Raw genomic sequence first — 12,494 nt, forward strand, 5'->3', positions numbered from 1 at the left:
CTCAATAATTTGACTTAATAACCTTACAGAATCATCTTTTGGAATCATATAATCAATATTTAGTGGTAATTTAAATTGATAATTATCACCATAAGTAGTATAATCAATTTGTATAGTATTTTGTTTTGACATACAATTATTATACAAGAATCCCAGGCTCTTTTGAACTTGGGATTTATTTTTTTTATACAAAAAAGGGCGTAGCACTATTTTTTAGTGCGACAGCCCCTTATTTATCTTTATTTTGCCTTGAAACCATTAAATTTTTCAGTGCTTTTTCTAGACCTTTTACAGTCAGTGGAAACATATTAAATTCACTTTGTATCAATCTTTGAGTCTGATACCAATAGCCAATTGAATCCCATCCACCTCTCAATTCTGGATTCAGCCATATAATCTTACTGTACTTTCTTTTGAATCTTTTAAGCCACTCTATACCAGGTGTGTAATTATATGGGCTTCGGTAATTACCACCAATATAAAGTAGCTCAGAAGGTGACATAGAAGCATCTCCAACAATTATAACTTTATAGTTTTTATCTATATTTTTTAATATCCATTCAGTATCAATAGATTTACTTAACCAACATTCGGGTGTTGTAAATAATCTATCATAAAGACAGTTATGAAAATAATATACTTTTACATCTTTAAAATGATTTGATTTACTTACAGACTGAAATAATGTATTACATAAAGTACTATACCCTCTCATTGAACCACCTGAATCCATAAGTAGTAAAAGTTTTACTGTATTTTTTCTGGGCTTCTCAAAAAACAGTTTTAAATACCCTGCATTATTACAAGTCTCTTCAATAGTCTTATCCAAATCAAGCTCTGTCTTTGGAGCATCTATTCTAGTAGAAAATTGACGTAGTCTTTTTAATGCAACTTGAAATTGTCGCATATTTAGAACTTCATCATCTCTAAAATCTCTGTACTTTCTTTCTCCTGCAACCTCAAGAACAGCTCTACCATAAGTTGAATTTCCTCCTATACGTATACCAGTTTGTCCCTTTCCTGAATGTCTTAATTCAGAAGTACCTCCTGTACCTATCCAATAATTGCCTCCATTATGTGGAGAATCTTGTTCTTTTATACGCTCCTCCAATTTAGCTCTTAATTCATCAAGATTTATATTTGGATTTTGTTCTAATCTTTCAAACTCTTCTAAATCTATATCTGTTTTTTTAAGCCAATTCATAATCTCTTCTGGAATTTCTTCTTGATGTTCTATACCTTTAAAATACTCTAAAAACACTGCATCAAACTTATCAAAATCACTTTCACTTTTTATCAAAATCATTCTGCAAAGGTAGTAAAAATTCGAAAAATTTGAATAGCAAAGTCCTTTATCCAATGCTTCAATTAAAGTCATCCACTCATTTAAAGATACATCTAATCCTCTTGCCCTCAATAAATAAAAAAATTTAATAAACATAATTATCCAGCTCCTATTAACTATAAACGTCTTTGCATAGATTCAATATCCTCATTATTTTTAAGCAATATTCCTACAAAAGGAACTTCTTTCTCTATTTTTTCAATAGGAATTCCACTCAGAGTTAATGCTTGTATCCAGTCTATTAATTCTGATGTACTAGGTTTCTTTTGTATCTCCTTTAAGCTTCTAATCCAATAAAAAGTAGTCATTACTTGTTCCAACAGATGTTCTTCTACTTTATCAAAATGTACTTTGACTATTGCCTCCATCATATCTCTGTCAGGAAATTCTATATAATGAAATATACATCTTCTTAAAAAGGCATCTGGAAGTTCTTTTTCTGCATTTGAAGTTATAATAACTATTGGTCTTTGTTTAGCTCTTACAGTTTCTTTTGTTTCATTTATATAAAACTCCATTTTATCTAATTCCCAAAGCAAGTCATTTGGAAATTCTAAGTCTGCTTTATCTATCTCATCTATTAAAAGAATTACTTGTTGCTTTGAACTAAAAGCCTCTCCCAGTTTACCATATTTTATGTACTTACTAATATCATCTACACCTTCTCCTCCAAATTGACTATCATAAAGTCTTTGGACAGTATCATATACGTAAAGCCCATCTTGTGCTTTTGTGGTTGATTTTATGTTCCAAATTACTAAATCTTTTTGTAACTCATTTGAAATTGCTTGTGCTAGCATAGTTTTACCTGTTCCAGGTTCACCCTTAATTAAAAGTGGCTTTTCAAGAGCAATAGCAACATTAACTGATGCCATTAATTCTGGTGATACTACATAATCACTACTTCCTCTAAAATTAGATATCTCTTTTTTTATCATGAATTCTACTCCTTTTAAACAGTATTTTCTAAATGTATATAGACTCTATTACTGTTTTTTATATAAAAATAATAATACAATACATTTGTATAGCATTATTCTAAAATTCTATATCTAAATAAAATTACCTCTAAAATATTTAAATTTTATCTTTATTTGTCATAATTAAATGAAATATATATTTAAAAAACAATAAAAGATAACTTCTTACACAAAATTTAGATTATAAAAACTTACTTTAATCAAAATCATCATTTTTTTCATTTTAGATTATATATGAACATAATGTAATTAATTTTCATTATTTTAATCATAAATATAAAGTCTTCATGTATTTATAATTTCATGTTAATCATACTATATTAATACTGCTTTTTATTGTATAATAAGCTATAAATATTAACTTGAACTTAAATTTAAGTATATCTAAATTTAACAAATATAAGAAAGGTTGTGTTATTTTGCAAGATAAAAAAATTTATTTAAATATTGTACTTACTGTGGTTGTTTCATATATCTTGATTAAAGTTATTGATAATTACAAATATTTCTTTGGAATAGTAAGTCTATTAATGTCATTACTAACACCATTTATAATAGCATTTGTATTAGCATATATATTCAACCCACTAGTAAAGTTTTTAGAAAGTAAACTAAATTTTAAGAGAATGTATTCATTACTCCTTACTTATGGAGTACTCATAATTATACTAATTTCCTTTATATTATTTACAGTTCCATCAATAGTAAGTAGTTTAGCTGATTTAGTCGCTCAAGTTCCTACATATATAGATAAAACAGAGCAGTTCTTATTTGATTTAGGCAAAAGTTTACAATCAGTAGACCCTAATACATTAAAAGAATATGGTGACAAAATTATGAGTGTAATGCCTAAGTTTAGTAACTTGCTTATTGGTTCACTTGGCGGAATATTTAGTACTACATTCTCTGTTGGAAAATTTATAGTACAATTTCTTTTAGGTTTTATAATATGCTTCTACATATTATTAGAGAAAGAAAAGTTCTTATTATTTACAAAGAAGATAGTTTATATTTCCTTAGGTAAAAAGTATGGGGATTTTATAATAGAACTATGTCAGAGCTTGAATTTGAATATTGGTAAATACTTTACAGGTAAGATTCTAGATTCTTTTATAGTTGGATTACTTTCTGGAATTGGTCTTTACTTTTTAAAATCTGAATATGCACTATTATTTGGTACACTTATGGGTATTATGAATATGGTTCCATATTTTGGTCCAGTAATAGGTATGGCACCAGTTGTAATAATTAATTTATTCTCCAATCCAACAACTGCATTAACTTCTTTGATTTACTTAATAATAATTCAACAAGTTGAAGTTACATTTATAGAGCCAAAAATCGTAGGTGGACAACTAGGTCTTAGCCCATTTTTTACAATCTTAGCAGTTACTGTTGGAGGAGGTTTTTTTGGTATACCGGGTATGATTCTATCTGCTCCTGTTATGGGTGTTATAAAGATATATTTCTGTGAATTTGTAAATCGTAGACATGATAAAATACAAATGGAATAAAAATACAATTTAATTACGATTTTGTAATCAAAGGTTACAGCTGTGTAACTGTAATATTATTCTCTTTAATGGTAATATTTAATTATAGGAAACATACAATATTATTAAGTAATGAATCTTATATAATTAAATTCGAAAGAGGGTTTTAGTATGAAAAAAGCACTTATATCTTTATTAGTTTTATCTTGTTTGTTATTAACTGTACCAGTAAATGAATCTTCTTATGCTGATTCTCAAAAGAATGTTCCTGTAAGCCAAAATGTTAAATTGACTCAAGAACAAGCTAAAGAACTTTTAGTAAAATACAACAATAAAGTTGATTACATATATCAAGGAAATGCTAGCGATTTCGAAGCATTAAAAACTAAAAATCTTAATGGTTATGTATTTTTACCAGATGCAGATGGTGACATCGGTTACTTTGTAAATGAAAATACTTCTGAGATATATTACTTCCACCCAAGTGGATATCTTGAATTAGTTAATCAACAACAAAATAATAAATAACTAATAAAAAATGGATGCAAATTGATATAATTTTAGCATCCATTTTGTTTTTATTTTAAAGTTGTTTCTTTTTCTACACTTTAAGTATTTTTTTAATCCTGTGCTTGCTCTTTTATAAGTTTCTTTATATCTACAGCAGGCTCATCTTCCATTTTTATAACTTTCCCTTCCCATGTTCTAAGCATAACATAATCTGTTCCTTTTGATACAAGGTATTGTGGAAGTAATGGAGTCTTTCCTCCTCCTTTTGGAGCATTCACTATATATGTTGGTATAGCCATTCCTGATGTATATCCTCTTAAATACTCCATGATTTCAAGACCATCATCTACTGATGTATTGAAATGTTTTGTTCCCTTCACATGTTTACTTTGGAATATATAATAAGGTTTTACTCTTATTTTTAGTAATTCTTGATTTAAACATCTCATTACAAACTTATCATTATTTATACCATTCAACAATACTGCTTGATTTCCTAATGGAACTCCTGCATTTGCTAATTTTTCACAAGCTTCTTTAGATTCTTTGGTTATTTCCATTGGATGATTAAAATGAGTATTTATATATACAGGATGATATTTTTTTAGCATATTGCAAAATTCATCTGTAATCCTTTGTGGCATTGTAACAAGAGTTCTAGTACCTAATCTAACATAATCAACATGTGGTATCTCTTTAAGTTGACTAAGAATCCATTCTAAATAATCATCTTTTAATGTAAGTGCATCTCCACCAGTAACTAGTACATCTCTTATTTCTTCATTTTCTCTAATATAGTCTATAGATTCTTGGATAATAGCTTTTGACTTATGAGAATCTTGTTGACCAATATTTCTTCTTCTCTGACAGTGTCTACAATACATAGCACACTCATTTGTTACATTTATTATTAGTCTATCTGGGTATCTTCTAGTTATACATCCTGCTGGATTTGTATATTCTTCTCCCATTGGGTCCAAATCCTCTTGTTCATCTTCCAATTCTATATGTGTCGGTATAGACAGTAATTTTATTGGGTCACATATATCTTCTGGGTCTATCAGACTTAAATAATATGGAGATATTGCCCATCTAAATTGAGTACCAACCTCTTTTATATATTCTTTTTCTTTCTTAGTTAGAGTTATAATCTTTGATAAAGTATCTACATCTATTATTCTATTTGATAGTTGCCATTTGTAGTTATTCCAATCCTCTTCTGTTCCATTTAATATACTTAATATTTTCTGTTTTCGTTTATTTATTTCTTCTTCCTTTTCAAGTCCTCTGTTAATCGTTTTTCTAGCCTGAATATAATCATCAATTTTTGATTTTAGTTCAGCAGCTCTCTCTAAGGATATTCTAGTTTGTTCATTCATAATTTTTTGCTATCAAAATTAACTACTTATATTATTTGATAGCGTCCTCCTTTCTGATGTGTTTATATCATTCTGATAGGCAAATTTGATTTTGCCATATAGATTTTATAACAAATGAAATTGAATTAATTTTTGCATTTTTTTTATTATTCCACATATTTATGAATATTTTTCAACCTTCGTCAATAAATTACAATAAATTATGCATTTTTTTTAACAAATGATTAATTTTTTCTATTTTTAAGAATTATTTTACCATAAAACGATTATACTTTCAAGATTATTGAAGTTAAAATTTTAATAGAAAGTAAAGTATTTCATTAAATAATAAAAGCGGAGGTTTATTATAATAAATTTCTTCGCCTTTTTGTTTATTTAATTAAATCATAGTAAAATAACTCTAACTCTTAAGAAGTGACTTTATTATATTGAGCCCTTTTTCTAATTCTTCTATATCTTTTGGAGCTGTTACACAAATACGAATTGCTTTTGGCACTGTAGAGTTTCCCACTGAAAATCGTTCAGCACAATATACTTGAACGCCTAGATTTTTTGCAGACATTTCAAATGACTTTCCATCTAATTTAGTAAAAAAGGATGGTATAATTTCTATCATACCATCCTTTTTTATTTAATTTTTTACTCTTAATCCGTATACAAATCTACCTTACATTTATAGTGTCACTATTTTGAGAGTTATTACCATTATAATTTGCAACAACATAAATATCTAAATTTAAGTCTCCTTCAGGGATATTTATAGTATGCTCATTACCCTGTATATCACTTTGATATAAAGTAAATTCTCCATCTCCATTAGTATTATTTTTTATATATATACTGTAAGTACAATCCTTATGGGATACGCTACTCCAGTTAACTCTAATAACATTATTATCTCTATCAACATTAGCTGATATGTTTTCAACCTTCATATCTTGAATGTTGTCATTATTATTTGAATTTCCATTTCCATTAGTAATATTTATTACATTACTTGGCTTAGTTGTATCTGAATCTTTATTTCCTATAACATAAATATCAAAATCTACATTTTGATTCTCTTTTATTTCTACTTCTATAGTAGCATATACTTTTTTGGATTTACCTAAATCACTTTCATTTATAGTTATAGATTTAATTTTCTTAAATGATTCTCCTGACAATTTGTCTTTAAGATATATATCATAATTAAAGACATCTTTCATATAATCCCACTCAAGTTTAATAATAACTTTATTATTTACTATTTTATGTGAACCTACTAAGTTTTGTATATAGTCATTCGTTATAGTTTCTTTGACTACTTTTACTGTTATTATCTTAGATTTATCTCCACAAGTTATCCTTACTCTATCTTTACCTTCTCTAAGTCCTACTATGCCTCCATCATTACTTAGACTTATTGCTCTTTCTACAGGTAATTTTGAATCTACCAACTCATAATATATTTTTGGTGGCTCTAAACCAGGCGGAGAAGTTATTATATCTGGTTTTAATTTTTCATTTTGGTCAACTTCTATTTTTACATCATTTATGTTTATTCCATCAACTCTAGCTTGAATTCTAAATGTTCTCTCAACTTCTTTATTTCCACACTTAGCATATATTGTTGCCTTTCCAACTCCAACTGCGCTTACTTTATTTCCTTTGATTTTTAAAACATTTTCATTACTGCTCTTATAAATTGGCTTATATGATTTTTTAAACTTCTCATAATCAACCTCTATTGTACTTTCTATAGTAGCACTATCACCAACATGTTTTAAATCTCCATTAATCTCCATATCTAGTGATTCTACCTCTGGGTTTACTACTTTTATAGTAGCCTTTTTTAATACTCTTGAATTTTTCATGATACCCACAGAAGAATACCCAACCTTTAATGCTGTCATCTTATTTCCATCTATTTTTAAAGTTCCTGAATTATCCAATACATTAAACCAAATATTTGGCTCTTTAGCATATGAAGGAACCTTAATATATTCACCAGTAGACAAAGTAACTGTTTCATTTAATTTTACTACATATTTATCTATATCTTTAACATATTCCCCATCTACAATTTCAATTTCTACTCCTTTTACCATTGGTCTAAGTATTCCAAATTTAAAAAGGTAGTACTGCGCAACAAGCAATATAGGAATAGATATAATTATGGCAATTTTTCTGTATTTCTTATTTTCTACAAATCTCATCTATCCACTTCCTTTTAGCTCAATATATAATCATTTGTTTTGTAAGCAATCTACCTAAGTTAAATATTGGGATAAACTGGAAAATTATTATATTTCAGAATATCCCTATACTAATTATAAACCATAAATTTAAAATTTAAAACTAAAATTACTGTTAATTTCTTACTATTACAATAGTCTAATTTTAGTGAAATAACATTTGTCTTGTCACCTAAAAAGTTATATAATTAATTCAAAAGAAATTTATACTTATATTATATGAGGAGGATTTTGAATTGGAAATCAATTACAAAAAAAGAAATTTCAAAGTGTTTGCTAAAAGAAAAAATATTGAAATTTCTGTTCAAAGGTATCTTATTGATGCACTAAGTTACATGGCACTCGGTCTTTTTTCTTCCCTTTTAATTGGAACAATTTTTAATACATTAGGAGATAACTTCAATATTTCTCTTTTTACTGAAGTTATAAGTCCTCTTGCTAAACAAGTTACAGGTCCAGCTATAGCAGTGGCTATTGCATATGGGCTTCAGGCACCTCCTCTTGTACTATTTTCTTGTGCACTTGTTGGAGCTTGTGGTAATGAATTAGGAGGTCCTGTTGGAGCATTTGTTGCTACACTTTTTGCAGTAGAGATTGGAAAATTAGTTTCAAAAGAAACAAAAGTAGATATATTAGTTACACCTGCTGTAACAATACTAACTGGAGTACTTGTATCTGAATTTATTGGTCCAGCTGTCTCAGCATTTATGACTTCATTTGGAAACATAATAATGCAAGCTACAACTATGCAACCTATAATAATGGGAGCTCTAGTCTCTGCACTTGTTGGAATAGCTCTTACATTACCTATAAGTAGTGCAGCTATTTGTATGATGCTAAGTTTGGGTGGTCTTGCTGGTGGAGCAGCAACTGTAGGTTGTTGCTGTCAAATGATAGGTTTTGCTGTTATGAGCTTTAGAGAAAATGGAGTTGGTGGTCTTGTAGCACAAGGTCTTGGTACCTCTATGTTACAAGTCCCTAATATAATAAAAAATTGGAAAATTTGGATACCACCTACTGTAGCTTCAATATTGCTTGGACCATTATCTACAACAATATTTAAAATGGAGAATATTCCTATTGGTTCTGGTATGGGTACTTGTGGATTGGTTGGACAATTTGGAACGGTAACTGCTATGCAAAGTGCTGGAAAAGGAGGTATAGTTATGTGGATTGGTATACTTTTACTTAACTTTATACTTCCTGCTATTGTGACTTTGTTGATTTCAGAATTTATGAGAAAAAAAGGTTTAATAAAACCAGAAGATTTAAAACTAGATGTATAAATTAAAAACTACTCCTTTTACTTATATAAAAGTAAGGAGTAGTTTTTTTTATGAAAATTCCAACATTTTTTTTAATAACCAATCCATAGAGCCTTTTACTTCATTCCAAATCACTACATTTTCATCATAATAATATACAGCTTCTGCCTTTTCTTCTTCTGTAACAAATTCTCTACCAAAAGCATTTCGCCAGTCTAATAAATATAATCCAACATACTTATTTTTACTTCTGGCAACCTTAATAGAATCATTTGCTAAAAATACACTTTTATTTTTAAAGTAATAAAGAGCTTTACTGTACATCCATGTGGCAGATTTTTCTTCTTTATAAAGTTCAAACAATTTATTGACTGAAGTCCTATCATTTAATCTAATTAATATATTTAGCAATTTATATCTTATTCCTTGCTCATCACTAGGATTAATTTCTATTAAATATTCCAATACTTTTTTGGACTCTTTTAAATTATTAATACTTTCTAATTTCCTAGCAAGAGATTCAAGTGCTATCATATAGGCTCTGGTAGATAGACCTTTCCAAAATCCAAGTTCTTTATCTTCTTTAGTAATCATACTTTTTCCGATATTTACAGCTTCCTCCATATACCTAATTGATTCAATATCACTATTAGCATCTTGTGATAACTTAATATATCTTTTATACAATATTTTCTTTTTTTCTAAATCTAAATCTATAGACTTTGATTTAGAATTCGTCTCTTTTACCCAAAATTCCACATTGGAAATAGCTATAGTATCTTGATTTAAAAAGTCAATACTACAAACATCCTTTATCAAAGATGATTTATTATTTATAGTGTTTAAAGAAACACCTATTTGTTTTGAAAACTCTTTTTTTGTTATATGTAGTGGATGTTTCTTATTATATAAAAGATTTTGCTCTAAAACTATATTTAGTATAGCTGAAGACCATATATCAGCTCTAGAAGAATGAATTATCTCTTTATTATTATCTAAAAGGTTTTGCAAAATTTTAAAACTTATATCTTTGTATTCTTGATTTAAATTGGAGTTGCAAAATCTGTTTATCTTGTCCTTAATTTCTTCTATCTTGCTTGTCATGACTCCTCCTCCATATTTTACATATATAAAACTAGTGCTACAAACTCAAGATCTTCTTCTCCTATATTCTCTATAGAATGTTCTTCACCATCAGCTGTATACACTACATCACCCTCATTTACTTCTACAAATTTCCCATTATCAAATACTTTACCTTTTCCCTTTAGTATATAATACACTTCAAAATCTGTTGTATGGTCATGCACACCAATTGAACTTCCTGCTGGTAAAGCTATTCTTTTAAACAGTCTTCCTTTTCCTTTAAGCTCTTCAGTTTGTATTATGTTTTCAAGCTTAACCTTTCCAATACCACCATTTAAATTTTCTTTTACTTCTACTTGTAATTCGGATTTCTTTCTTATCATAGCTCATCTCACCTGCCAAACAATCAATCTAACTACTAAATTGGCATATCCTTTCCATAATATGTTTGTATTTTAATATAATAATAACATATATTATCATAAAAAAATATTACTGAATATACAAAAATGATACTATTTTTACATATACTTCGACTTAATTAAAATATCTCACAAGTTGACGTCTCTATGAAAAAAACATATACTCATATAGTATGGTAAAATTTTGTTAAATTATTTATCTGGAGGTTCTCGACATATGTCAGTTTTAAAAACTCAAGAAAAACTTAAACAACCTAAAGATTTATATTTCTGCTGTTCAATATTTACCTTTGTGGGACTTGCATACTATGGTATGAAATTGGTATTATTATTGTTTTTAGCTGAACAAGCGTCTAAAGGTGGTTTAGGATTAACGCCAGCAGAATCTGCATCAATGCTTGCATCTTTTTTAGCATGGACTTATTTTTCTCCAGTTATTGGCGGATGGGTCAGTGATAGATTTCTAGGTCCTAAAAACTGTATCATACTTGGAATGATAATGGTTTCAATTGGTTATTTTTTAGGATACACAGCAAATAGTAAAATGGATATAAACATTATGATATTCCTCTCTGGATTAGGAATAGGTTTTTATAAAGGAAACTTACACACTATGGTCGGAAATTTATATACAAATGATGACCCAAGAAAAGATGGAGCTTTCTCTATTACATATATGGCTACTAATCTAGGTACATTGTTTGGACCTTTAGTATGTGGTTTAGTTGCTAATGAATGGTTCGCTATGAAAAGTGGAACCTCTATAAGTATTTACGGATATAGATATGTATTCCTATTTTCATCAATTACTGTTCTAATAGGCTTATTATTCTTTATATTCGGTCACAAAAAGTTTTATAAATCCTTAAATAATGAATTCAGTAATGGAAGAGAATCTATAAAGAAATCACTAGAATATAAGAAGATACTAGCTTCAAAACCATTAACTTTAATTGAGAAAAAAAGAATAATAGTAATATTGGTATTAGCTTTCTTCACAGTATTTTTTTGGATAGCATATAACCAAGCTTCTATGTCTATTGCACTCTATACAAAGGAACACATAAATCTTACTGTTGGCAATTTTCAAATCCCTACTTCATGGATAGATTCATACAATGGTCTTCTTTGTGTCATTCTTGGACCTATATCTGCTCTAGTATGGGTAAAATTATCTCAAACTAAAAAAGGTGATTTAAGTGTCCCTAAAAAGATGAGTTTAGGTTTTATACTATTGGCTATAGCCTTTTTATTTATGATAGTAGCAGTTATACAGACAGGAACAGACCCTAATTCAATTCATAAGGCAAGTGTATTTTGGGTAGTTGGATTTTTAACATTCCAAAGTATAGGAGAAATTTGCTTTTCTCCAGTTGGATATGGCATGGTGAATAAACTTTCACCTGAAAAGTATATTTCATTCTTAATGGGTGTTTGGTTTTTAGGTAAATTTGCAGCAAATAAATTATCTGGTTATACTCAAGCTATTATAGACCAACTTGGTATGTTACAAGTATTCATAGTGATACCATCATTTTTATTGATATTTGGATTTATACTGCTTATAATGAATAAAAAATTAGTAGAATTATCAAATTAAAATTTTTTCTAAACTTAATAAAAGATATAATAAAAGGGGCTGTCTCAAAATTAGTATAATCCCCTTATAGTAGACATTTAAATAAAAGGCCATTATAATAGGTCTAAAAAGTGTATACTCTAAGGGGGTTTTTCTATGTCTAAAAAACACAAAAAATATAGCAAAGAACTTAAACTA

11 protein-coding genes are annotated in these 12,494 nt (G+C 28.2%); 4 read left to right on the top strand and 7 right to left on the bottom strand.

What is annotated here, in order from left to right; translation table 11 throughout:
- Positions 1 to 229: 229 nt before the first annotated feature.
- Positions 230 to 1,441: a VWA domain-containing protein gene (locus KGF42_RS17330; RefSeq protein ID WP_227826769.1), complete on the bottom strand. Its 1,212-nt coding sequence runs from the start codon at positions 1,439 to 1,441 to the stop codon at positions 230 to 232.
- A 20-nt stretch (positions 1,442 to 1,461) separates the two neighbouring features.
- On the bottom strand, positions 1,462 to 2,283 hold the full coding sequence (locus tag KGF42_RS17335) for an AAA family ATPase (RefSeq protein ID WP_227826770.1): 822 nt from the start codon (positions 2,281 to 2,283) through the stop codon (positions 1,462 to 1,464).
- Positions 2,284 to 2,744: 461 nt separating this feature from the next.
- Here KGF42_RS17335 and KGF42_RS17340 point away from each other — a divergent pair, with 461 nt between their 5' ends.
- Both KGF42_RS17340 and KGF42_RS17345 read left to right on the top strand, forming a co-directional pair.
- Entirely contained in the window at positions 2,745 to 3,839 is a 1,095-nt protein-coding gene (locus tag KGF42_RS17340; protein ID WP_054274279.1) for an AI-2E family transporter, read from the top strand.
- A 150-nt stretch (positions 3,840 to 3,989) separates the two neighbouring features.
- On the top strand, positions 3,990 to 4,346 hold the full coding sequence (locus tag KGF42_RS17345; protein WP_227822109.1) for a hypothetical protein: 357 nt from the start codon (positions 3,990 to 3,992) through the stop codon (positions 4,344 to 4,346).
- 92 nt (positions 4,347 to 4,438) lie between these two features.
- Here the strand turns inward: KGF42_RS17345 and eam are convergent, their stop codons facing one another.
- From eam to KGF42_RS17360, 3 genes are all read right to left on the bottom strand, one after another.
- On the bottom strand, positions 4,439 to 5,707 hold the full coding sequence (eam, locus tag KGF42_RS17350) for a glutamate 2,3-aminomutase (protein ID WP_227826771.1): 1,269 nt from the start codon (positions 5,705 to 5,707) through the stop codon (positions 4,439 to 4,441).
- A gap of 400 nt (positions 5,708 to 6,107) precedes the next feature.
- Positions 6,108 to 6,323, bottom strand: a complete 216-nt coding sequence (locus tag KGF42_RS17355) for a hypothetical protein (protein WP_227826772.1) — start codon at positions 6,321 to 6,323, stop codon at positions 6,108 to 6,110.
- A 46-nt stretch (positions 6,324 to 6,369) separates the two neighbouring features.
- Entirely contained in the window at positions 6,370 to 7,905 is a 1,536-nt protein-coding gene (locus KGF42_RS17360) for a hypothetical protein (protein WP_227822106.1), read from the bottom strand.
- A gap of 275 nt (positions 7,906 to 8,180) precedes the next feature.
- Here KGF42_RS17360 and KGF42_RS17365 point away from each other — a divergent pair, with 275 nt between their 5' ends.
- Positions 8,181 to 9,230 (top strand): PTS transporter subunit IIC, encoded by a 1,050-nt coding sequence (locus tag KGF42_RS17365; protein WP_054274284.1) that lies wholly within the window; start codon positions 8,181 to 8,183, stop codon positions 9,228 to 9,230.
- A gap of 48 nt (positions 9,231 to 9,278) precedes the next feature.
- Here the strand turns inward: KGF42_RS17365 and KGF42_RS17370 are convergent, their stop codons facing one another.
- The gene (locus tag KGF42_RS17370; protein WP_107595563.1) at positions 9,279 to 10,313 is read right to left on the bottom strand and encodes a DUF6398 domain-containing protein; all 1,035 of its coding nucleotides are present in this window, start codon (positions 10,311 to 10,313) and stop codon (positions 9,279 to 9,281) included.
- Positions 10,314 to 10,330: 17 nt separating this feature from the next.
- Complete coding sequence (locus KGF42_RS17375; RefSeq protein ID WP_054274286.1) at positions 10,331 to 10,678, bottom strand: cupin domain-containing protein; 348 nt, start codon at positions 10,676 to 10,678, stop codon at positions 10,331 to 10,333.
- A 256-nt stretch (positions 10,679 to 10,934) separates the two neighbouring features.
- Here KGF42_RS17375 and KGF42_RS17380 point away from each other — a divergent pair, with 256 nt between their 5' ends.
- Complete coding sequence (locus KGF42_RS17380; RefSeq protein ID WP_227822103.1) at positions 10,935 to 12,317, top strand: peptide MFS transporter; 1,383 nt, start codon at positions 10,935 to 10,937, stop codon at positions 12,315 to 12,317.
- The last annotated feature ends 177 nt before the right edge of the window (positions 12,318 to 12,494 follow it).

Source organism: Clostridioides sp. ZZV15-6383 (assembly GCF_020657735.1).
Taxonomy (GTDB): domain Bacteria; phylum Bacillota; class Clostridia; order Peptostreptococcales; family Peptostreptococcaceae; genus Clostridioides; species Clostridioides difficile_D.